Origin of the sequence: Burkholderia sp. LA-2-3-30-S1-D2 (genome assembly GCF_001523915.2) — a bacterium.
GTDB classification, from domain to species: Bacteria; Pseudomonadota; Gammaproteobacteria; order Burkholderiales; family Burkholderiaceae; genus Burkholderia; species Burkholderia diffusa.
The window spans coordinates 1565443-1588310 of sequence record NZ_CP013383.1; the positions used below are offsets into that span (position 1 = coordinate 1565443).

Consider the following 22868-nt stretch of genomic DNA (forward strand, 5'->3'; position numbering starts at 1 on the left):
GCGCACGCGTGCGATCCGAGTCAGCCGATTGTAGGGTGGCGTACAGAACGCCGTGCTTGCGAATGGTCTACTGATGCCGGACTGCCGGGGGGATGTCAGCGCGCTGCGCGCGTCCGACCGTGCGGACGACATCACATACGCCGGAGCAGCACGTGAAAAACGAAATCAGAACCATCCTCAAGCACGTTGCCCACCTCGAAGCCGCGATCGATTCGATCGGTGACAGGGACGACCTCTACGAAGCGGGCCTCTCCTCGCTCGACACGATCCAGTTGATGCTCGCGATCGAGAAGCAGTTCAACATCGAGATTCCCGACGAGATGCTGAACCGCAATCTGTTCCGCAGCATCGACGCGCTCGCGGACACGATCGCTACGCTGCAACGCTCCGAGCATTCCGCATGAGCGCGCTGCTTCCCGAACTCGCGGCCGACGACGATGCGCGCCGGCTCGACGAGGCCGCGCGCGCGGTCGCGCAAATCGCCGCCCAGCACGCGGATGCGGTCGATCGCGACGCGCGCTGCCCCGTCGAAGCGATCGAGGCCATGCGCGCGCGCCGCCTGCTGAGCGCAATGGTCCCGGCCCAGCTCGGCGGCGCCGGCGCATCGCTGGCCGACATCGCATCGGCATGCTCGATCCTCGGCCAGGCCTGCGCATCGTCGGCGATGGTGTTCGCGATGCATCAGATCCAGGTCGCCTGCATCGTCAATCACGCTGCCGACCAGGGCTGGCACAAGCTGTTCCTGCAGCAGCTCGTGCGCCATCAGTGGCTGCTCGCGTCGGCGACGTCGGAAGACGGCGTCGGCGGCAACCTGCGCGCGAGCCAGTGCGCGCTCGCGACCAACGGCGGCGAATTCCGGCTGCACAAGTCCGCGCCGACGATCTCGTACGGCGACTATGCGGACGGTATCCTCGCGACCGCGCGGCGCGACGCCGACGCGCCGGCGTCCGACCAGGTGCTCGTTACCCTGCTGCGCGACGGCTATACGCTCACGCGCCGCGGCGAATGGGACACGCTCGGCATGCGCGGAACGTGCAGCAACGGCTTCGTGCTCGACGCACACGGCGCGACCGAGCAATGCCTGCCCGTGCCGTTCGCGCAGATCGCCGAACAGACGATGGTGCCGGTTTCGCACATCCTGTGGGCGGCGGTGTGGATCGGCGTGGCCGGCGATGCGTTCCATCGCGCGCATCAGTTCTTCCGCGCGCAGGCGCGCCAGACTGACGGCGCGCCGTCGCCCGCGTCGCGGCGCATCGCCGAATCGCTTGCGCTGATGCAGGCGATGCAGGCCCGCGTCGACAACGTCCTGCGCCTCTATGCCAGCGCGTCGCCCCGCTCGTGGTCGGCCGGCATGGCCTGGGCTGCCGAGATCAACACGCTGAAGACCTATGTGTCGTCGACCGCGCTCGAAGTCGCACAGCAGGCAATGATGATCTGCGGGATGGCCGGCTACAAGCACGGCACGCCGTTCAGCATCGGCCGCCATCTGCGCGACCTGCACGCGGCGCCGCTGATGATCAGCAACGACCGCATTGCCGCCAATACCGCGAGCTTGCTGCTCGCATTGCGTCCCGCGACGCTGGAGATCCATTCGTGAACGACCGCCTGTCCGTGCCCTCCGCCGCCACCCCGTCCGACGCGCCGCTCGACCGCGCGGGCGTCAATCCGCTGCGCGACGAGCTGATCGATGCGGGCCTGCTCGTGTCGACCGGCATCCAGGGCCTGTTCGGCCGCAGCGAACGGTTCGAGCGCGTCGTCGAGGCGCTCGACGCCTTCGTCACGCGCCTCGGCGCCGACCAGCAGGCCGAAGTGCTGCGCTTCCCGCCGGCGATGAGCCGCACCGAATTCGAGCGCAGCGAATACATGAAGAGCTTCCCGCAACTCGCGGGCAGCGTGCACGCGTTCTGCGGCGACGAACAGCGTCACCAGCGCGTGCTGCAGTGCCTCGACCGCGGCGAGGACTGGACCGAAAGCCAGAAGCCGACTTACGTCGTGATGACGCCGGCCGCCTGCTACCCGGTCTATCCGGTCGTCGCGCGCGCGGGTGCACTGCCTGACCACGGCCGCATCGTCGACGTGTTTTCGTATTGCTTCCGCCACGAGCCGTCGCTCGACCCGACCCGCATGCAGTTGTTCCGGATGCGTGAATACGTGCAGATCGGCACGCCCGAGCAGATCGTCGCGTTCCGCGCGACGTGGATGGAGCGCGGCACGCGGATGATCGAGGCGCTGCGCCTGCCGAACGCGATCGATCTCGCGAACGATCCGTTCTTCGGGCGCGGCGGCAAGATCGTCGCGAACAGCCAGCGCGAGCAGAACCTGAAGTTCGAGCTTCTGATCCCGATCGAGCACGACGATCGCCAGACCGCGTGCCTGAGCTTCAACTACCACATGGATCACTTCGGGTTGCTGTGGGACATCCGCACTGCAACGGGTGACGTCGCGCACACGGGCTGTGTCGGCTTCGGCCTCGAGCGGCTGACGCTCGCGCTGTTCCGTCATCATGGTTTCGACATCGACGCATGGCCTGCCGACGTTCGCGACGTGCTGTGGGGTACGCGATGAAATTCGTGTCCCGCGACGGCGAGGATGCGTCGTTCGAGGACGTGCGCCACCGCGCACGCCACTACCGGCCGCACCCGCTGCACAGTCAGGAGATGGTCTGGAAGCAGACCAACTGCTACGTCGACATGTGGCTCGAGGTGCTCCGGTGGTGGGGCCTCAATCCGTACGCGGCACTGCCGTTTACGATCGCACTCGATTTCGAGGGCGACCAGTTCACGTTCTTCAAGTTTCCGCACGACGAACTGGAGCGGCTTTACGGAATCGTCGTGCAGGAACACTCCATCTACGAGCCGCTCGACCAGCACATCGAGACGCAGGTGGCGCGCGGTCACCTGATGATCGTCGAAGTCGACGCGTGGTTCCTGCCGGACACGCGCGGCAGCAGCTACCGCACGCAGCATACGAAGACGACGATCGGTATCGACGCGATCGATCGCACGCGCCGCCAGATCGGCTACTTCCACAACAGCGGCTATTACGTGGCCGAGGATATCGACTACGACGGCCTCGTCGGCGGCGGTTCGCCGATGCCGCTGCCGCCTTACGTCGAGTGCGCGAAGCGGCGTTTCGCGCCGCTTGACGAGCGCGCACTGTGCGAAGCCTCGCTCGCGTCGCTGCAGCGCCATCTGCGCCGCCTGCCGGTCGTCAATCCGGTCACGATGTTCCGGCGCCAGTTGCAGATCGATGCGAAATCACTCGCCGTCTCCCCGCTCGAACGGTTCCACGCGTACTCGTTCAATTCGGTGCGGCAACTCGGCGCGAATTTCGAACTGTTCGGCCACTACGCGCGCTGGCTGCAGGCAAGTGGCTGCGTCGGACCGTTCGCCGAGATTCGCATCGCCTGCGACCGCATCGCGTCCGAGGCGATGGTGCTCGAGTTCCGGCTGGCGCGGGCCTGCGCGCGCGGCAAGGAAGAGCGCGGCGACGCGACGCTCGAAGCGATCGAAGCGGCTTACGCCGACCTGATCGACTGCGCGCGGCAGATCACCCCGCCGCTTCAGCACGCGGCACCCGTTCGCGGCGACGCGGCCCCCGTGCCGCTGATGCGGTGATGCGCGCCCCAGCCGCGCTCGCGTGGTCGATGCTCGCCACGGCCGCCGGCGCCGCGCGCGGGCCGCTCGATCTTCCCGCCGACGGCTGGGTCGCCGCCCCCGTCCCCGGCACGGTCGCGCAAGCGCTCGCGCTGGCCGGACGGCACCACGACACGGCGTCGCTCGCCGAGCGCGACCACTGGTATCGCGTCGAACTGCATGGGCACGGGCCGCGCGTGTTGCGCTTTCACGGCCTCGCGACACTCGCCGAAGCATGGCTCGACGACACGCCGATCCTGCGCTCGGACAGCATGTTCGTCGCGCACGACGTGCCCGTGTCGCTCGACGGCACGCATCGGCTGACCGTCTGCTTCCGCGCCCTCGCGCCGCACCTGCGCGACGTGCGCGCACCGCGGCGTGCACGCTGGCGCACGCGTCTGGCCGAACCGGCGACGTTGCGCACCGTTCGCACGTCGCTGCTCGGGCACATGCCCGGCTGGTTTCCGCGCTGCGTGCCGACCGGACCGTGGCGGCCCGTCGACGTGCTCGATCCGGCCGACGGCCCCGTTCTCGTTCATTGCGACCTGCATGCGCGCATCGACGGCGACACCGGCTGGCTCGACGCGGAACTCGCTTTTGCCGGACCGCTGCCCGAGGCGTTCACGGCCCGGCTGTCGTGCGGCGAGCACCACGCGACGCTCGAGCGCAGCGGCGTCAGCCGCCTGCACGCGAGCGTCGCGGTGCCGAACGTGCGCCGCTGGTGGCCGCACACGCACGGCGAACCGGTGCTCTATGACGTCGCATTACACATCGGCGCCGACCGACGGTCGCTCGGCGCGACAGGTTTTCGCACGATCGAGCAGGACGCGGGCGACGACGGCAAAGGGTTCGGCGTGCGCGTGAACGGCGTACGCGTGTTCGCGCGCGGTGCTTGCTGGAGCAGCGCTGCACCGCTCGCACTGCACGCGGACGACGCAACCTATGGCCGGCTGCTCGGACACGCGCGCGACGCAGGCTTCAACATGATTCGCGTCGGCGGCACGATGGCGTACGAGGCCGACGCATTCCACGCGTGGTGCGACCGGCTCGGACTGCTGGTCTGGCATGACTTCATGTTCGCGAACTTCGACTACGCGCTCGACGATCACGCGTTCGCGGACGCCGTCGATCGCGAAGTCGAACAGTTCCTCACGCGCCACCGTGCGTCGCCATCGCTCGCGGTGCTGTGCGGCGGCAGCGAGATCGCGCAGCAGGCCGCGATGTCGGGGCTCGGGCCGAAACAGCGCTTCCTCGAACTGACCGCCGAGCGCCTCGCCGGCCATGTGGCGAAGCGACGGCCCGACGCGCTTTACGTCCCCGACTCGCCCGACGGCGGCGTGCTGCCGTTCATGCCGCGCGAACGCGTGTCGCACTATTATGGCGTCGGCGCGTACCTTCGCCCGCTCGACGACGCGCGTCGCGCCGACGTGCGCTTCGCAAGCGAATGCCTCGCGTTCGCGAACGTGCCGTGCGATGCGATGCTCGCAAGCCTCGGCTGGCCGGGCGTACACGAGCCGCGCTGGAAAGCGGCCGTGCCGCGCGATCCCGGCACGTCGTGGGATTTCGACGATATTCGCGATCACTATCTGCAGACGTTGTACGACGTGGCGCCCGACCGCCTGCGGCGCGAGGACCCGTCGCGTTACTTCGAGCTGTCGCGCGCGGTGATCGCGGACCTGATGCGGGACACGTTCTCGGAATGGCGGCGCACCGGCTCACGCTGCGCCGGTGCGCTCGTCTGGCAGTTCCAGGACGTGATGGCGGGCGCCGGATGGGGCTTGCTCGATGCGACGCATCGGCCGAAATCGGCATGGTATGCGCTGCGCCAGGTACTTCAACCGGTGCAGGTCCTGCTTGTCGACGAAGGGCTGAACGGGCTCGACGTGCACGTGATCAACGAGCGGCCGGCGCCGCTGTCGGCAGCCGTCGAGCTGGTCGCGCTGCGCGACGGCCGCACGCCGGTCGCGCGGGCCGGCGGGCCGCTCCGGATCGCCGCACACGGCACGGTGCGGCTCGATTCGGCCGAATTGCTCGGCCGCTTCTTCGACTGGACCTACGCGTATCGCTTCGGCCCGTGCGAGCACGATACCGTCGTCGCGACGCTGCGCGCCGAGGACGGCACGCTGCTGTCGCAGGCCTTCTACTTCCCGTCCCGCACGCACCCGGCCGTGTTCGCCCGCCGCGAACCCGGCATCGAGGCATGTGTGTCGCGCACCGGCGACACATGGCACGTCGACATCGATACGCGCCACGTCGCGCGTCACGTGCAGATCGACGCACCGGGCTTCGTGCCGCGCGACGACTGGTTCGATCTCGCGCCCGGCACGCCGGCACGCGTCGCGCTCGTGCCGCAGGATAACGCCGGCGGCCATCCGGCCGCCGGTGCGCCACCGACCGTCGAGATCCGCGCGGTCAACGCCGCACGAACCGTGCGCGCCGCGTTGGCCGGCTGACGCGACCGGACCGCACGGCCGCCCGCACACGTCAGTCCGACGATCCCGTGCCACGCGGCCGCTCGATTCCGTACGCTTCCATCCAGCGATAGAGTGTTGCACGCGACACACCGAGCTCGCGCGCGGAAGCGGCGACGCGTCCGCGCGTGCGCAGCAGCGCGGATTCGATCGCTTCACGTTCGATCGACTTGCGGATATCGGCAACGGACGGCGAGGCGGCGTCGAGACAGTATTCGAGCTCGAGGTCCTGCGCGGTAATCAGGCGCCCTTCCGTCATCACGACCGCGCGCCGCACGCGGTTGATCAGTTCGCGGACATTGCCCGGCCAGTCGTGCTTGTAGAGCGCCGTGATCGCATCCGTCGAGAAGCCGCGCACACGATGGCGCGCGTCGCCACGAAAGCGTTCCAGCATGTGATGGGCGAGCAGCTCGATGTCCTTGCCGCGCGCACGCAGCGGCGGCTGATCGATGCGCATCACGCAAAGACGGTGGAACAAGTCCGCGCGGAAACGCCCTTCTTCCATCGCTTCGCGCAGGTCGACGTGGGTCGCGGAGACGATCCGCACGTCGACCGGCACCGGATCGCTGCCGCCGAGGCGATGAATCGCGCCCTCCTGCAGGAAGCGCAGCAGGCTCGCCTGGCTCTCGTGCGGCAGGTCGCCGATTTCGTCGAGCAGCAGCGTGCCGCCGTTCGCGGCCTCGACGTAGCCGATCCTGCGTGCGTTCGCGCCGGTAAACGCGCCGCGCTCGTAGCCGAACAGTTCCGATTGCAGCAGGTGGGGCGGGATCGCACCGCAGTTGACCGCGACGAACGGGCCGTTGCGCCGTTCCGAATGACGATGGATCGCGACGGCCGTCAGCTCCTTGCCGGTTCCCGTTTCGCCGAACACGAACACCGGTGCGTCGGTGCGCGCGAAGCGCCGCACCGTATCGAACAGCCGCAGCATCGCGCTACAGGTGCCGACGATGCCGTGCTCCCGCGATTCGAGGGCTTCGCGATCGCGCGCGAACAGGCATTCCATTCCGTACGCATGGCCGACCGTATCGGCGATTCTCTGGTGCGACGCGGGTAACGTGATGTAGTCGAAGCAATAGTCGCGCAACAGTGCGCGCACGTTCGGCGAGGCCGTCTGGCCGGTTTCGACGAGCGCGACCCATACGACATCGCGCATCGACGCGCAAGTCGACGCGATGCTGCCGATCGCGTCGGCGTGGCCGCCGCTCAGGTCGAGGATGCCGCAGGTGATTTCGCCGGAGGTGTCGCGCAATTCGTTTGCGTGTGCAACGACCGTCACTTTCCAGTCGCGCCGAGCAAGCTCCTTGCGCAGCATGACGGACGGCGACTGGGTCCAGTAAATCAGAGGACGCTGCACGGTAGTCCTCCCCCCGCCTGCGCTGTTATCGCGCGCTATTGGCATATTCATAACGAACCATCACTTTCTCCACTCCGCGAATCGTTCGCGTGCGCTGCGGTCGGCGGCGCATGGCCGCCTGTCCGCACTGCGTTTCCGCAGCTTTGGCGAAGATCGAAACTGCACAAGGCGAGAGCCCCCGGAGGTCGAGCCGGATGTTATCCGGCCTCGTTGTCATCGAACTCGAAGGGAACGCGCGGCCACGGGAGCCGAGGCGTTCCGGCTTTCATGCGACGCGCCGTCAGGCGGAGCGCGTCGGCAAACGGAAATTTCGTCCGCATTTGCGTCGCGTCGTACACGACAGTCGCGCCCGATGCTGAACCGGATGGCCGCCAACCCGCTTCCGGAATGGTGACCTCATTTCATCTGCTCCTGAATTTACACCCCGTATCGAGATGGCCTTGTTACCAAAAGATAAATAACAATTCAGGCCATTACGCTGCCGCTCCGCCGTCGCGGCGCGCATTTAGCGACTCAGATTTGATTATCTACGACCATTCCTGTCAATCGGTGGCAAATCCCACTTTTCTGCAAGATCGGTGCCTCCCATTGCCCGCGATTCTCGCCTGAATCGCACAAAAAGTCCGGACAACATGTTTCGTGCGTCGGTAATCGCGCGTCCAGCGCGACGCCGGCGTGACACATCGAACGCGGGTGAACCGGGCGCGCCCGTTACAACATCGTAACGAAGCGGCCGGCCGGATCGTCCGGCTCCTGCCGCGATGCAGCATGAGGTCCATGCCTGTCGCGCCATCTCCGGTCGCTGCGGGCATGCCGATGCGACAGGCTCGGCGCTGGCGCAAGCCCGCGCGCAGCGCCAAAAGAGTCGGGCAGCGCGGAATGGCAAGTATGCGCGTGTTGGCCGGCGCGGCGAAATGATCGCGGCCAGATGAAAGATGCGCGCACCGCGAGGAAATCGGCGATGCGGTAGACGGTGGCGTGCGAGCGACAGCCGATCGCGATGCGCGACCTGCCCGCCATGAACGATCTCAATCTTCAAGCAAGGCCCCCGGGTCCTTCAATTTCGTTCGATGCGGACGACCTCGCTGCGCGTTTCGCAGCGGGCCGTCGCGATGCGTCAATTATGGGAAAACCGCCATACGGCCACCGTGTGCTACCGCACATTGCCCCGTTCGCGGCACGCCTTGCGCAGCCGGCATCGGCCCCGCGAAACAGGAGTAACGGGAGCGTGAGTACGCTTTCGAACAGACCGCCGCGCGCCGCATCCGCATCATGGATATGGTCGGGCCGCACGCAACGAACGCGTTGATGCGGCCCGGCGTGCTGAAGGCTTCACACGAGGACAGCATCATGGAATGGCATTGTTGTGAATTCGAACATCTGAGCGCCATCGATCTCTACGCAATCCTGCGCTCGCGAAACGCGGTGCTGGTGGTCGAGGACGCGTACACGCATCTCGACATCGACGGCAAGGATGCGCATGCGCTGCACGTGTTCGCGTGCATGCACAGGGGCGACACGACGGAAGTCGTCGCCTACGCGCGCGTACTCCCCGGCGACGACGCGGATCCGGACGTCGTGATCGACAAGGTACTGACGAGCGAGGCATGTCGCGACGACCGCACCCTCGAGCAACTGATGCAGCGCGCGCTCACGGCCGCGCAAGCCGCATGGCCCGACGTGTCCGTGCGCACGCACGTGCCCGCACAGCGCCAGGCTTTCTACAAGCGTTTCGGATTCCGCAAGGCTTACGGCCCCTATCTGGAACAGGGTGCGCCGTTCGTCGGTCTCGTCCGGCCGGCAGGCCGCGCCGCCGGCGCGCTGCGCCAGCTCCTGTCGCGGAGCCTCTCCGCGACGCGATCGCGAGACGAGGACGCGCGCGTCGACGGCTGCGCACACAACCGGCTGTCCGCCGATACCGGAGTCAATCGATGAGCGCCACCCTTCGCCCGGTTCCCGAACCGGAGCTGCCCTGCATCCTGCCCGTCATTCTCGCCGGCGGTTCGGGCACGCGCCTCTGGCCGTTGTCGCGAGAGCAGTATCCGAAGCAGTTGATCGAGCTGACCTCGAACGAATCGCCGCTGTCGTCGACCGCGCGCCGCCTGAACGGCATCGCGAACGCGGCACTCGGCGACACGCTGCTCTTGGTATGCGGCGAACAGCATCGCATCATGAGCGCCGCTCAGGTGCTCGGGCGCGCGGCGCCTCCCCGTATCCTGCTCGAACCGGCCGCGCGCAACACGGCACCTGCGCTGACGCTCGCGGCGCTCGACGCCAGCGCGCTTGCGGACGACCCCATCCTCGTGGTCATGCCGGCCGATCATGTGATCGGCGACGTCGCCGCATTCCAGGAGACGATCGGACGCGCGGCGCGCTACGCACAGGAAGGCGCGATCGTCACCCTCGGCGTGCTGCCGCGCCGCGCGGAAACCGGCTACGGGTACATCCAGGTCGGCGAACCACGCGCCGGGCGCCTCGGCGGACAAGGCGGCCATGCAATCGGGCGGTTCGTCGAGAAACCGAACGCCGCCCTCGCCGAACGCTACCTGCATTCGGGCGATTATTGGTGGAACAGCGGAATTTTCATCACGCGCGCATCGATCTGGCTGAAAGCGATCGGCACGCTCGCACCCGACATCCATGCGGCCTGCGACGCGGCATGGCGCGCGGGCACCGCAGAGGACCCGTTCTTCCGAATCGACGCGGCGGCTTTCGACGCCTGTCCGTCCGACTCGATCGACTATGCGGTCATGGAACGCCTCGCGCAGAACCCCGAACTCGGCATCGAAGGCATCGTGGTCCCACTTTCCGCGGGCTGGTCGGACGTCGGCACCTGGGATGCGATCTGGGAAATCATGCCGAAGGACGATCAGGGCAACGTCGCGCGCGGCCCGATCGTGTTCGAGGATACGCAGGACAGTTTCGTGCGCTCGGAAGGCCGGCTGATCGCGTGCGTCGGGATGAAGGACGTCGTCGTGATCGAGACGCCCGATGCGGTGCTGGTCGCGAACAAGCACGACGTGCAGCGCGTGAAGAACATCGTCGCGCGCCTGAAGACCGAGCAGCGCCCGCAGGCAAGCGAACACCGCAAGGTGCAGCGGCCGTGGGGATACTACGATTCGATCGATCTCGGCGAGCGGTTCCAGGTGAAGCGGATCGTCGTCGAGCCCGGCAAGCGGCTGTCGCTGCAGATGCACTATCACCGTGCCGAGCACTGGATCGTCGTGCGCGGTACCGCGAAGGTCACGCGCGGCGACGAAACCTTTCTGCTCAGCGAGAACGAATCGACCTACATCGCCGTCGGCGAGGTCCACCGTCTCGAGAATCCCGGCCGGATTCCGCTCGAGATCATCGAGGTGCAGTCGGGCGACTATCTCGGCGAAGACGATATCGTGCGGTTCGACGATCTGTATGGGCGGCCGGTTGTCGAGACCGCGCCGCAGCGCGCGTCGCTCGCCTCGCGCGAACCGGACGAGGAAGTCGCGGAACGCGGCGTCATCCGGTAGGCGCATGCCGATCGCGGCGGCGCGCTCGACGATGACGGGCACCGCCGCGCGATCAAGCGACGGCGGTCCGTTCACCGCGTGCCGCCGCAAACCGGCGTCCCACGCGACGCACTATCAGTCGATTCCGCCTTGCGACCAGCGCGCCTGCCGGACGGACTCGCGCACGCGCGGCAACAACGACGTATCCGCGCCGACCGCGTCACTCGCGGCCGACAGTGACTGAAGCGCGGCCGCACACGGCGTGCCCTTCGCTCGCCCTCCCGATGCCGTCGTCGGCCGGCCGGCCGCGCAATCGTGCGCAGGGTCGATCCGGACCGGCATTCCGCCGATCTCTGACAGTTGGTTGTCCGCAATACGTACGCCGGACACGTTTCCCCACAGACGAATGCCGTCGAATCGCGCGTGCGATACGCGGTTGCCGATCACGGTCACGCGCGACACCGAACCCGACCACGTGCTGACCTCGATCGCCGCCTGCCGTGTGATCGGGCGCGGATCGGGCCGCCCCGTCGCGGTCTGGATATCCGCGATCGAGTTGCGCTCGATGCGGATGTCGGACGAGCCGGCGGTGCGGTTGCTGTCTTCCTGCGCGACGAGAATTCCCGAGCTCACCTGCACGTTGCGCACGATGTTGTTCGAGATGGTGACGTTCGCACCGCCGACCACCGTGATGCCCCGGCCCCACGGATTGCCCTCCAGCGAGTTGCCGGTAATCAGCACGTTGCGCGTCAGCACGCCTTCCGCCAGGTAACTCACCACGGCGATCATGTCGTCGCCGGTGCCGCGCACGACGTTGCCTTGCACGAGTACGTTGTGCGAGCCGTGCGTCATGTGAATGCCGTCCGCCAGCGTCGACAGCACCTCGTTGCCGACGATCGCGACGTCCGCGCCGCCGAACACGAAGATGCCGGCGCCAGCGCCGCCGTCGACCACGTTGTCGAGGACCTGCACGCCGCGCCCCGTTACCTCGACCTTCGTCGACGCGGGCGTCGTGAGCCGCGTCGTGCCGGTTCCCGCGAGCCGGAAGCCGACGAGTGTCGTACCGTCGCCGCGCATCTCGATCGTCTGGTCGTCTGGAGTTGTCGCGATCAGCGTCGCGCCGTAGCCCGACAACACCACATTCGGCTGCCGCACGACCAGCGAGCGGCCGATCACGTACCGCCCCGGCGCGAATATCAGTCGCTGGCCCGGCTGCAACGCGTCCAGCGCACGCTGCAGCGTGTCGGTCTGATCCCCCGCGTCCGCGGCGGGACGAACGTACGCATCCGGTACGTTCGCATGAAGCGCGCCCGGTGCGGGCGTACCGACTGCCGCCACGGCACTACCCGGCCACGCCGGGCCGCCTGCCATGCACATGCCGGCGATCGCCGCGCATGCGAGAAACGGGCTTTGCGATCTACGCATATCGAATCTGCTCCCTCGAATGACTTCGTGCGCGTCGGCTGGCGCACCCGAACACGGCATGCCGGCCTGGTTGCCTGCCCGTGATACCGCCAAAAGCGGGCGATAAGATACGTTCGATTAGACCATTCGAAACAGCCGGGTTTCGGTGCGTCAACAGACCAATGCACCCCGCTCTCGCGGCGCGATCTCGCGTGCCGTTGACCATCGCGCTTCTCTTGAAGCGAATCGCAGAACGGTAGGCTCGCGAACCGACTGCCGATCGACGACGCGTATCATGGCCATCACGCGACGCGACCGTGCTACGGCATCGCCCAAAGGCACCGGCCGCACCCGATCCGGCGTCGTGGTCCCGACGTGCAGTGCGCCCGGGAGAGCACCACGCGCGCCGCACCCGGATCGCCCGCCCTTCGCTCGTTCAGCACCCGTTCATGACCGACCTGACCATCGCAATCTGCAACTACAATCATGGCGCGTACCTGCGCGACGCGATCGATTCGGCGCTCGCACAGACCGCGCACGATGTACGCGTGCTGGTTGTCGACGACGGCTCCACCGACGATTCGCGCGACATCATTCGCTCGTACGGCGAGCGCGTGACGGCGGTGTTTCAGGAGAATCGCGGTCAGGTCGCCGCATACAACCGCGCGCTCGAGCACGTCACGACGCGCTACGTCATTCTGCTCGACGCGGACGACCTGCTCTATGACGACGCAGCGACCCGCGTGCTGGCAGCGTTCGCGTCCGGCGACTTCGTGAAGGTGCATTTCCGGCTCGACGTGATCGCACGCGACGGTGCGATGACCGGGGCGAGCGTGCCGCAGTCAGCCGTCGACACCGATTGCGGCCGCCTGCTGCGCGCGGGTTGGCTGTACCCGTCGCCGCCAGCATCGGGCAACGCATATCGGGTCGATGCGCTCAAGCGCATCTTTCCGGTGCCCGTCACCCCGGACAACCTGCATGGCGCCGACTTCTACGCGATCTACGGTATCGCGTTGCTCGGCAACGTGCACATGATCGATGCAACGCTCGGCGGCTATCGCGTGCATCAGCAGCCGGATACGTGCCCGGCCGACGACACGCCAGCCCTTGCCCTCACCAATTCGGAAGACGCCGCGACAGGCGCGCAGAAGGCAGAACGCCGGTGGTCGACGCTGCGCATGATCGCCGGCACGCGGCTGCACGAGGCGTTACCGATCGCGCCGCTCGACTTCGCGATCGAAAAGGCCCGCTTCGCCAGCACCCTATATCACGCGCCGCTCGTGCGACGCTGGCGCTGGTTCCTGTGCGAATCCGGGCGCTACTGGCAAACCGTGCTCCGCAATCCGTTCTGGGGTCCTGCCAAGAAGGTGGCCGTCGCCGGGCTGTCACTCGCATGCCTGCTGCCGTCAGCAACGCTCAGCAACCGCGCGATTCGCTACATCTCCAACCCTCTCGCACGCGTGCGCAAATCATCCGGTCGTCGCGCCGACGCTCGATAGCAGCGCGGGACCCGCGCTTCCGGCGCCGAATCGCGCCTTCGGTAAGCCATCGCACCCAGTGGGTCGCGCATGCGCTGCACAATGATCCGGACCAGTGGATTCACGCGCACTGACCGGATTTCGCCGCGTTCTCGTCTCCAGTCGTCGTAGTCGAACGCCGGCGTCCGATGTTCCGAGGAATCTAGCCGCCACGTAGAACGCGACATGGATGCTTCGTGCAGCATCGTGTTCGGTGCGCGCCGGCAACGTCTACCCGATATTGCATCGGCTGAAATCACCGGGCCGCCTCGCCAGCTCACACATGCGACCGCGACAGCAGGATCCAATGGCCAAGACTGCCATGCATTTATCAATCAGGAATGCATAGTTTAACGAACCGGACACCGAGACCGCACGATTTTCAGGCTGCTCATCGTCACGATGGGCGATGAATGTGCGATCGGATCGCTGGACCCGAAGATGACCAAAGAAAAGATCGTTCATATTGCCGAGGCATTTGGCGGCGGCGTGCTGTCGATGCTGACCCATCTCGCGAACCATGCCGCGGCAACCGGTGTCGACGTGACGGTGCTGCATTCGATCCGACCGGAAACCCCGACCGATTTTTCAACGCTGTTCCTGCCCGACGTGAAGCTCACGTACGTCGACATGGCGCGCGAGGTGAGCATCAAACAGGACCTGCGGAGCTTGCGTTCGCTGGTCCGTAACCTGCGCGACTGCAAGCCGACCGCGATTCATCTGCACTCGTCGAAGGCCGGCGTGCTGGGGCGAGTCGCCGCCCGGATCGCCGCCCCGGATGCGAGGGTCCTCTACTCGCCGCACGGACTCTCGTTCCTGCGCCGCGACGTATCGCGCATGAAGCAGTACGCCTACCTGAACTTCGAACGCATCGCGGCGCATATCGGCGGAACCATCGTCGCGTGCTCGGGCAGCGAACTCGCCGAGATCAGGGAAAAGGTCCGGGCGAAGTCGGCGGTCCTGGTGGAAAACGGCGTGAATGCGGCGGAGATTCCACCGCGTCGAACGCGCGACGATCACAAGGTCGTCATCGGGATGAGCGGTCGCGCGTCGTTCCAGAAGAATCATGAAGCATTCGTACGCCTCGCCGACGAGCTGCATGGCGCGGACGTCGAGTTTCTCTGGATCGGCGGCGACGCCGCCGAGATTCCGGATCCCGTCCAGCGCCGCGCCGTCGTCTGCAGCGGCTGGGTAACTCGCGCTCGTGCGCTCGCGCTGACATCGGAACTGGACATCTACGTCCAGACTTCCCGCTGGGAAGGCATGCCGGTCGCGCTGATCGAAGCGCAGGTCGCCGGCATACCGGCCGTGGTGACGGACGTCGTGGGCAATCGCGACGTGGTGATTCACGGCGTGACCGGCTACGTCGCGTCGAACGCCGACGAGATGACCGCATATCTGAGCCTGCTCCGCGACGACCGGCAGCTTCGCGAGGAAATGGGTGCGGCTGCCCGGCAGCGGGCGATTCAGCGATTTTCGATGAACGCGATCTTCCGTCAGTGGCGCGGTCTTTACGGACTCGACACCGACGAGCCGCGTGTCGACACGCGCGACTTCAAGCCGGTTGTACCGGATCACGTCAAAGCCTGATTCCGATTTCGACATTCCCTTATCGACATGACCGCTTTCAAGAAATCGAAGCAACTCGTATACAACGGACGATTCACGACGCAGAAAACAACCGGCGTGCAACGCGTCGCGCGCGAACTGATCGCCGCACTGATCAAGTTTCAGCCGCAGGAGCCGGTGACCGTGCTGGTGCCGCCGCAGCCCGGCGTCGAGATAAGCGGCGCGAAGACGGTCAAGGTGGGGTTTTACAAGGGCGTGGTCTGGGAGCAACTGGTTCTCCCGTTGTTCGCGCGCCGCGGCTGCATCGTCAATCTCAGCAATTCGGCATCCATTTTCATCGGCAACCAGATCATCTACATGCACGACGCGGCGGTGTTCGACACGCCCGCGCATTTCTCGCGGCCGTTTCGCATGTGGTACCGAATCATGTTCTGGATTCTCGCGCGAACCTCCGTTTGCGTGCTGACCAACTCCAGTTTCTCGCGGGATCGCCTCGCGCATCACTGCGGCGTTTCCGCCGACAAGATCAGCGTCGTGCCACTTGGCGCGGATCATCTCGATGCCCTGGAACCGGACATGAGCGTGCTCGACAAGCACGCGCTGACGCCGGACCGGTTCGTGCTCGCGGTCAGCAGCATGAACCCCACCAAGAACTTCGGCCGCCTGATCGCGGCGTTCCGGCAGATCAACGATCCGTCCGTCGATCTCGTGATCGTCGGTATGCAAAACACCACCGTGTTCGGCAAGCAGGATCATCTCTCGGCGGCCGAACCGAACATCAAGTACGTAGGCTACATCAGCGACGAGCAACTGAAGGCGCTATACCAGAACGCGGCGTGCTTCCTTTACCCGTCGATCTACGAAGGCTTCGGCATACCGCCGCTCGAGGCGATGCGATATGGCTGTCCGGCGGTCGTCGGTCAATCGGCCGCACTGCCGGAAGTCTGTGCCGATGCGGCGCTGTACTGCGATCCGTATTCGCAGGACGATATCGCGCAGAAGTTGCGGAGCCTGCTCGATTCCGCTGAGCTCAGGGCCGAGCTCAAACGTAAAGGAAGCCTGCACGCCGAGAAATATCGCTGGAGCCGAAGTGCCGAGATGATGAAGGAGATCTTCGAGTCACTGTAGGGCGATCGCGGCGTGTGGCCGTCGGGAAAGGAACGGATCGACACGCCCTGCCCTCATGCGATGCCCGGCGACCCGGCCGAGACGCGCAGTTTCACGCAGTCGCGCCACCGGCGGCCGGCATGCTCGGCAAATCGGCGCAGTTACGCAACGTTGACCGTGCTGCCGGCCGCAGCCCGTCGATTTCCGAACAGGCGCTTGCCGAGATGCGACCTGATCGGCTCCTCGACGAATTTCGCGAGGACGGCGGCGGCGACGATCGAAACGCCCGCGGCAAGAATCGCCGTTCTGACAACGTGGATGTCGCCATGCGGGGCATACGCGAACACCAGCCTTCCGATCGGATAATGCACGCAATAGAGCGGGTACGAGATCCAGCCGAGGAATGCACTGATACGTGCAATCACCTTGCCGCTCGGAGCCAGCATGGCGCCCCGATAAACCAGCGCAGGCGCGATAAACATCAGCACGGCAAGCGCGTAGATTCCCTTGATCGACGTCGGAAACACGACCATCAGCAGGAAAGCGACAAACAGCATGTAGTCGTTCCTGACGAGCCCGGCGACGAACCAGTGCGGCCTGACCGGGAGACCGGCGTCGTGCATCTTCCCGATCGCAACGCCCAGCAGGAACCCGTAGCCGACCCTGAAGAATCCGCCGATGAAGTTATCGGCCGACCAACCCTGATTCAGGATGACGGTCAGCTTGTCGTTGTCGAGGCCCACGAGCCACCCATACACGACGAAAGCGCCGAGACATGCATACGCCAGTCGCAGCAGATTCCGCGCATTCATCCTGAACGCCGCGATCAGGACGACACTCGCGAACAGCTCGAAGAACAGCGACCATGCAGGCGGATTCAGAGGAAACACCCCTGGGTCATCGACTGCCGGCAAGCCGTGATTCGCCGCGCCGACGAAGCCCGACACGGAGAAACGACCGAGATACGGAACGAAAAAATAGTTCTGCCCGGAAGCTGCCGCCAGGTTACCGAACGAAAACGCCGCCGACGAGTGGATACGCATGACGACGAGGCTCACGAGTCCGATCGTGAGCCCGATGCATATCATCGGATACAGGCGTATCACTCGTCGCTTCAAATACTCGCCCCACCACGATTCCTGACGCAGTCTTTCGCCGTAAGCCTGCGTCAGGATGAATCCACTCAGCATGAAAAAAACGTCCACCGAAAGATACGCGCTCTGCAGTATCGGTATCGGCAGATCCTGAAGGAAATGCATGAACATCACGCTGATTGCCGCAATGCCGCGCAACCCGTCCAGAATTTCAAACTTCTGCTTGTGAATAGCCATGAAAAGTGGTGGCTCCGGGAAATATTGGCTTTGGGACCCGGCAATCTACAAAGTGGTCGCATGCCCCGTACCGCACGACCCTCGCTGTTATCGCGACAACACTGGATCGATGTCCGCGGCGCGATTCTCGCGTGCCCGAGCCTTGGCGAACCAGTGGAATACGAAGATCAGCAGTACGACCGGCACGAAATTCCGTCCGCTGAACAGGTTCGGGGTCCGCATGATTTCCATGACTGACACGAACAGTACCGCGTGTGCGCAGCACCAGAACCCGTTCCCGCTCCGCCAGCCCGCATAACTGCGGCCGACCACCCACCCGAGCACGAGTGCGTCGAGCAAACCGAACCAGCCCCACTCGTAGAAGTGAACGAAAATCCCCGACGGATTATTGAACTCCGGATCGGCGTAGCCGTTCAGGAACAGGTTGATGCTGTCTCCCGAGTCGAGCCACGGCTGCAACGTCGCGCCGATGACGGGGAAGCGCAGCAACCAGTCGAACGTGAACATCGGGTGGCCCTGGCCCCAGCCCAGCACACTTAGTATTCCCGCGCCGTTATTCAACGACGTCGAGTAATACAGACCGAGACGTTCGAGTGCGAAATCGAACAGGTTGTCGTAGATGTTGACGTAATAGGCTTCCCACGACCGGTTGTACTCGTTCGCGATGAACAGCCCGAACAGCAGCGGGATCGCCGCATACGGGCCGAACGTCAACAACCGCGAATACCGGCCGCCGAGCCGAAATCGCACGACCATGAGCGCAAGCGGCATCACCATTTCGATCAGCGCGAGCCGCTCGGCGAAGATGAAGCTGCGCAGCAGCGTCAGCACCGCGAGCACGGCGAAGTAGATCTTGTAGCGATTCAGCCCCTTTACCGGTTTCCTGAACACATAGAAATACAGGACAACATACGGTGCGGTCGCCTGCGTGAACGTGCTGAGGCCCGTGATGCGCCCTTTCAGATCAAGCATGTCGTATGCATTCGCTTCACCCCGGACGAACGCGACCAGCAGTGCAGGATGCGTGACGATGCCGCTCAGCAGCAAGGCATAGCCGAACAGCGCAAGAGCGAACACGACATCGAGCACGCGAGGCGACAGTTCGACCGCGGCAGGCGGCGGCCCTCGCCGCGTGCGCGCTTCGGTCGTCGCGAGCCATGCCGCTGCCATCGCCACCATCAGGAACAGCGCGCCGACAAACGTGTAGTAGCCATCGAAGTAGATCCGCGCGATCGACTTCTGATCTCCCAGCAAGCTGAGCGACAGCAATCCGTACAACGGCAGGATGAACATCAGCACGAGGCGCGCCGGATCTTCCCACCAATAGCCCGTATAGCCGCCCGCGGCATCGCGCACGCGCGCCATCCTGCGCATCGTCGCGGGGCGCTGTCGCGGCCCGCCCCCTGCGCCGCCCGCTCGCCGGTTCATGACACCCGTTCCACCCGTTGCCGCGGCGCGATCACCCCCGCATACCCGGACGCGGCCTGATGCGTGTTCGTATCCGTATAGCCGTAGTCGTACCGTCCCGGCGCGCCCTTGTAATCGTTCAGGACCACACCGCGCACGTCGATATGCGCGTGTTCGAGCCGTCGCGCGCTTTCGTCGAGTTCGGCGAGCGTAGTCACGCCGCTGCGCGCGACGAGGAACACGGTTCCCGCGAGGCGGCCGAGCACCAGCGCATCGGCCACCGGCAGCAACGGCGGTCCGTCGATCACGACCATGTCGTAGCGCGATGCGAGCTGCTCGATCAGTTCGGCGAGCGCGGGCTGCAGCAGCAGTTCGCCCGGATCGGGCACGACGCTGCCCATCGCGATGAAATCGAGACCCGGCACGACGCCGCGCTTGATCGCCTCGTCGAGACTGTGGGTGCCTGCCACCACGTCGGACAGGCCCGGTGCGCGGCTGTAGCGGAACCGCTCGTGCAGCGATCCCTTGCGCAGGTCGGCATCGATCAGCAGGACGCGTCGCTTCGCCGCGCCGACGAGCGACGCGATATTCGCGGCGACGAACGACTTGCCGACACCCGTCGTCGGCCCGGAGATCAGCACGACGGGATTCGACGCGTCCGGCATCGACAGCTGCAGCGCCGCGCGGAAATTGCGCAGGCTTTCGAGCGCCGCGTCCTGCACGGCAACCGGCGGAACCGGCGCGCGCGCGCCGCGCCGTCCGGCCTTCGGGCGCAACTCCGCTTGCGCCGCGTTCGGGCTGTGCGGCACGGTCGCGAACACGGGCAGCCCCGTCGTCCATTCGATTTCCTCGGCATCGCCGATCGTGCCGACGATCCGCTGCCGGACGACCACGATCGCCGCGCCTGCCAGCAGGCCCACCAGCAGCAGGGCGATCACGGCGACCCCGCGATGCGGGCCGATCGGCTGCTCGGCGACCTTCGCCGTATCGACGATCCGCACGGTGCCGGTCTTGCTGGCCCGCGCGAGGATCATCTGCTGGCGCGTATTGAGCAGGTTCGTGTACAGCGCGGTGTCGACGGCCACATCGCGCTGCAGCTGCAGCACGCCCTGTTCGACGGCAGGCAATTGCTGAATCTGCTTGCGCGTCGTGTCGAGCGAACGCTGCGCGTCGGAGAGCTGGGCATCGACGGCCACCACGGCCGGATGCTTCGGCATGAAGCGCGTCAGCAATTCCTCGCGCCGCTGCTGCAGCGTCTGCACGCGCGTCTCGATGTCGACCGACTGCTGGCGCAACGCCAGCGCCTCATCGCTCGTATTGACCGTCCCGTGCGAGGCCCGGAATGCGTTGAAGCGGCTTTCCGCCTTTTCGAGCTGCGCCTTGAGCTGCGGCAACTGGGCGTCCATGAAGCGGATCAGCTTGTCGGCCGCCTCGGACTTGCGCTGCGTGTTCTGCGCGAGGTACGCGTCGCCGATCGCGTTCAGCACACGGCTGTCGTGCACGGGATCGGTGCCGTCGAGCGTCACGCCGACCATGTTCGACTGCTTGCCGCGCTCCGAGATCAACGCGTTCTTCTGCAGCCAGGCCGTCGCCTCCTCGTCGCTGTAGCGCGTCAGGTCGAAGCGTGCGCCGGGCTTGCCGGCCACGCCGCGAACGAAGATGTCGAGTGGCCCCAGCGCCGTCTCGACATGCAGCGGCTGCCCGATGCGCCCCTGCCATGCCGGGCCGGTTCGGCCGAACCAGCCGGTCCGTTGCAGCGTGTAGGCGCCGTCGTCACCGACGGTCAGTGCGAACCGCTTGCCGAGCAGGCGCTTGGGCACGTCGAAGGTCGGCACGTCGATGCGCTCGGCGCCGTACACGTAGCCGCCCGGCAACGGCGACGACACCCCGTCGGCCGCGTTCACGAACCGCCAGCCGATCAGCGGCAGATAATGCGGCCGTGTGTCGACGGCCAGATTGGTGCTGTCGATCGCGCGATCGAGCACCGCGCGGGATTTCAGCACTTCGATCTCGGTCGACGCGTCCGTCTTCAGGTCGAACACCGACGACGGATCGCCGGTCGGCGACGTCGATTTCGAGTCGGTCGGGCTTTGCTCGACCTGGAACAGGATGTCGGTCCGGTAGACGGGGGCCGCACACAGCGCATACACGGCGCCGATGAACGCGCCCGCGAGCGCGGTACAGAGGATCAGGCGCCGGCCGCCGTAGAGCATGCCCCAGTAGCGGCGCACCGGATAGGACGGCCGCAGGGCGGGCCCGCTGTGCGGGTCGGGCAGGGTCGAAGAAGTCATACGGCATCAGTCCCGTAGGCGCGACGCGCGGTCGCGATGACGAAATGGGTCACGAGTGTCACGGCGAAATCGCCTTGGCCGTCAGCGCTCCCTGCGCGGACGACGGAATCAGCAGGTTGACGACGCGGCTCCAGCGCACCAACGGCGACGCATCGACGAACACGACGTCGCGACGCTCGAGCGGGAACTGGTCGGCCAGCGCGAACGACGCGGGCGAACTGCCGTCGAGGTGGTACACCCGCGGACGGTTGTCCGGGCCGCGACGTACGACGAACACCTGGCGCGCGTCCGACGTGTACTGGCTCGCGCCGCCCGTGTCGCCGAGTGCTTCGCCGAGGCTCATCCGGCCGTCGGTCAGCGTCAGCGTCGCGGGCCGCGACACCTCGCCGAGCACGAACACCTTCGCGTCGCTCGCCGCGCGCACGCGCACGAGATCGCCATCGCGCAGCAGGATGTTCGACGGGTTGACGCCCGCGGCGATCAGCGCCGGCAGGCTCACGTTCACGGTCCTGTCGCCGCGCGTGACCGAGACCTGCGAACGGTCGGCCGTCGGGGTGAAGCCGCCCGCGCGGTCGATCGCCTCGGGCAGCGTCATCGGCATGTCGTTGACGATCTGCAGGCCCGGCGTGCGCACCTCGCCATCGAGATAGACACGCTTGCTGCGATAGGTCTGCACGCGCAGCGCGATCTGCGGCTTGCGCACGTATTCGCCGAGCCGCTTCGTCAGCAGCGCGCGCGCCTGCGCCTCGGTCAACCCTGCCACGTGCACGAGTCCCGCATACGCGAACTGCACGTTGCCGTTGGCGTCGACCGTGTAGCCGGTCGCAACCGAACTGGCACCGACACCGTCGCCGCCGCCCGTCGTCTGCGTCGTCGGCAGGTTCAATTCGGGGTGGTCCCACACGACGATGCCGAGCACGTCGCCGGGGCCGATCGCGTACGGCTTCGGCTTGGCGAACAGCTGGCGGATTTCCGCGTCGACATTGGCATGCTGCCCCGCATGCTGTTGCGCGACGAATGCCGGCGTGATTTCGATCAGCTCCTCGCTCGACACGTTCTGTACGCCGTCGAGGCCACCCGCGCCCGACGCATCGGCGCTCACGCGCGCATTCGCGTCACGGTCGGCAGGCGCCCGATACGTCATGCCCGGCGACAGCACACATGCGCTCAACGCGCACGCGGCCGCCACGATCGCCATGCGCGACAGCCACGGTGCGCGACGGGTGCCTGCCACGCGTGGCCGCGGCGTCCCTGGCGTCGATTCGGGTTGCGTAGTGATTGACATCGTGCCCTTCCA

16 protein-coding genes are annotated in these 22868 nt (G+C 66.2%); 10 read left to right on the forward strand and 6 right to left on the reverse strand.

The window, feature by feature from the left end:
* Positions 1-152: 152 nt before the first annotated feature.
* The 5 genes from WS66_RS07240 to WS66_RS07260 are packed head-to-tail and all read left to right on the forward strand — an operon-like array spanning position 153 to position 6088.
* On the forward strand, positions 153-404 hold the full coding sequence (locus WS66_RS07240) for an acyl carrier protein (RefSeq protein ID WP_059599329.1): 252 nt from the start codon (positions 153-155) through the stop codon (positions 402-404).
* A complete protein-coding gene (locus tag WS66_RS07245; RefSeq protein ID WP_059599268.1) occupies positions 401-1597 on the forward strand; it encodes an acyl-CoA dehydrogenase family protein in 1197 nt (398 codons plus the stop codon). Before WS66_RS07240 ends, WS66_RS07245 begins: the two co-directional genes overlap by 4 nt.
* Entirely contained in the window at positions 1594-2565 is a 972-nt protein-coding gene (locus tag WS66_RS07250) for an amino acid--[acyl-carrier-protein] ligase (protein ID WP_059599267.1), read from the forward strand. Before WS66_RS07245 ends, WS66_RS07250 begins: the two co-directional genes overlap by 4 nt.
* Positions 2562-3617 carry a DUF1839 family protein gene (locus WS66_RS07255; protein WP_059599266.1) on the forward strand — a complete coding sequence of 352 codons (1056 nt, stop codon included), beginning with the start codon at positions 2562-2564 and terminating at the stop codon, positions 3615-3617. Before WS66_RS07250 ends, WS66_RS07255 begins: the two co-directional genes overlap by 4 nt.
* On the forward strand, positions 3617-6088 hold the full coding sequence (locus WS66_RS07260; RefSeq protein ID WP_236872877.1) for a glycoside hydrolase family 2 protein: 2472 nt from the start codon (positions 3617-3619) through the stop codon (positions 6086-6088). The genes WS66_RS07255 and WS66_RS07260 overlap by 1 nt, the downstream gene beginning before the upstream one ends.
* Before the next feature lie 31 nt (positions 6089-6119).
* On the opposite strand, the gene WS66_RS07265 is transcribed toward WS66_RS07260, so the two are convergent.
* Positions 6120-7511 carry a sigma-54 dependent transcriptional regulator gene (locus WS66_RS07265; protein ID WP_059599264.1) on the reverse strand — a complete coding sequence of 464 codons (1392 nt, stop codon included), beginning with the start codon at positions 7509-7511 and terminating at the stop codon, positions 6120-6122.
* A gap of 1299 nt (positions 7512-8810) precedes the next feature.
* Between WS66_RS07265 and WS66_RS07280 the strand changes: the two genes are divergently transcribed.
* Positions 8811-9395 (forward strand): drug:proton antiporter, encoded by a 585-nt coding sequence (locus tag WS66_RS07280; protein ID WP_059599328.1) that lies wholly within the window; start codon positions 8811-8813, stop codon positions 9393-9395.
* The gene (locus WS66_RS07285; protein ID WP_059599263.1) at positions 9392-10966 is read left to right on the forward strand and encodes a mannose-1-phosphate guanylyltransferase/mannose-6-phosphate isomerase; all 1575 of its coding nucleotides are present in this window, start codon (positions 9392-9394) and stop codon (positions 10964-10966) included. The genes WS66_RS07280 and WS66_RS07285 overlap by 4 nt, the downstream gene beginning before the upstream one ends.
* A gap of 114 nt (positions 10967-11080) precedes the next feature.
* Here WS66_RS07285 and WS66_RS07290 read toward each other — a convergent pair whose 3' ends face one another.
* Complete coding sequence (locus WS66_RS07290; protein ID WP_059599262.1) at positions 11081-12370, reverse strand: right-handed parallel beta-helix repeat-containing protein; 1290 nt, start codon at positions 12368-12370, stop codon at positions 11081-11083.
* A gap of 428 nt (positions 12371-12798) precedes the next feature.
* Between WS66_RS07290 and WS66_RS07295 the strand changes: the two genes are divergently transcribed.
* The 3 genes from WS66_RS07295 to WS66_RS07305 all read left to right on the forward strand — a co-directional run bounded on the left by WS66_RS07295 (position 12799) and on the right by WS66_RS07305 (position 16563).
* On the forward strand, positions 12799-13848 hold the full coding sequence (locus WS66_RS07295) for a glycosyltransferase family 2 protein (protein ID WP_059599261.1): 1050 nt from the start codon (positions 12799-12801) through the stop codon (positions 13846-13848).
* Between the two features lie 459 nt (positions 13849-14307).
* Complete coding sequence (locus tag WS66_RS07300; protein WP_059599327.1) at positions 14308-15456, forward strand: glycosyltransferase; 1149 nt, start codon at positions 14308-14310, stop codon at positions 15454-15456.
* 27 nt (positions 15457-15483) lie between these two features.
* Positions 15484-16563, forward strand: a complete 1080-nt coding sequence (locus WS66_RS07305) for a glycosyltransferase family 4 protein (protein ID WP_059599260.1) — start codon at positions 15484-15486, stop codon at positions 16561-16563.
* Between the two features lie 140 nt (positions 16564-16703).
* Here WS66_RS07305 and WS66_RS07310 read toward each other — a convergent pair whose 3' ends face one another.
* From WS66_RS07310 to WS66_RS07325, 4 genes are all read right to left on the reverse strand, one after another.
* The gene (locus WS66_RS07310; protein ID WP_059599259.1) at positions 16704-17873 is read right to left on the reverse strand and encodes an acyltransferase family protein; all 1170 of its coding nucleotides are present in this window, start codon (positions 17871-17873) and stop codon (positions 16704-16706) included.
* 87 nt (positions 17874-17960) lie between these two features.
* Positions 17961-19301: an oligosaccharide repeat unit polymerase gene (locus tag WS66_RS07315; RefSeq protein ID WP_059599258.1), complete on the reverse strand. Its 1341-nt coding sequence runs from the start codon at positions 19299-19301 to the stop codon at positions 17961-17963.
* Positions 19298-21571 carry a polysaccharide biosynthesis tyrosine autokinase gene (locus WS66_RS07320; RefSeq protein WP_059599257.1) on the reverse strand — a complete coding sequence of 758 codons (2274 nt, stop codon included), beginning with the start codon at positions 21569-21571 and terminating at the stop codon, positions 19298-19300. The genes WS66_RS07315 and WS66_RS07320 overlap by 4 nt, the downstream gene beginning before the upstream one ends.
* Positions 21572-21629: 58 nt before the next feature.
* Complete coding sequence (locus WS66_RS07325; RefSeq protein WP_059599256.1) at positions 21630-22856, reverse strand: polysaccharide biosynthesis/export family protein; 1227 nt, start codon at positions 22854-22856, stop codon at positions 21630-21632.
* Positions 22857-22868 lie beyond the last annotated feature (12 nt).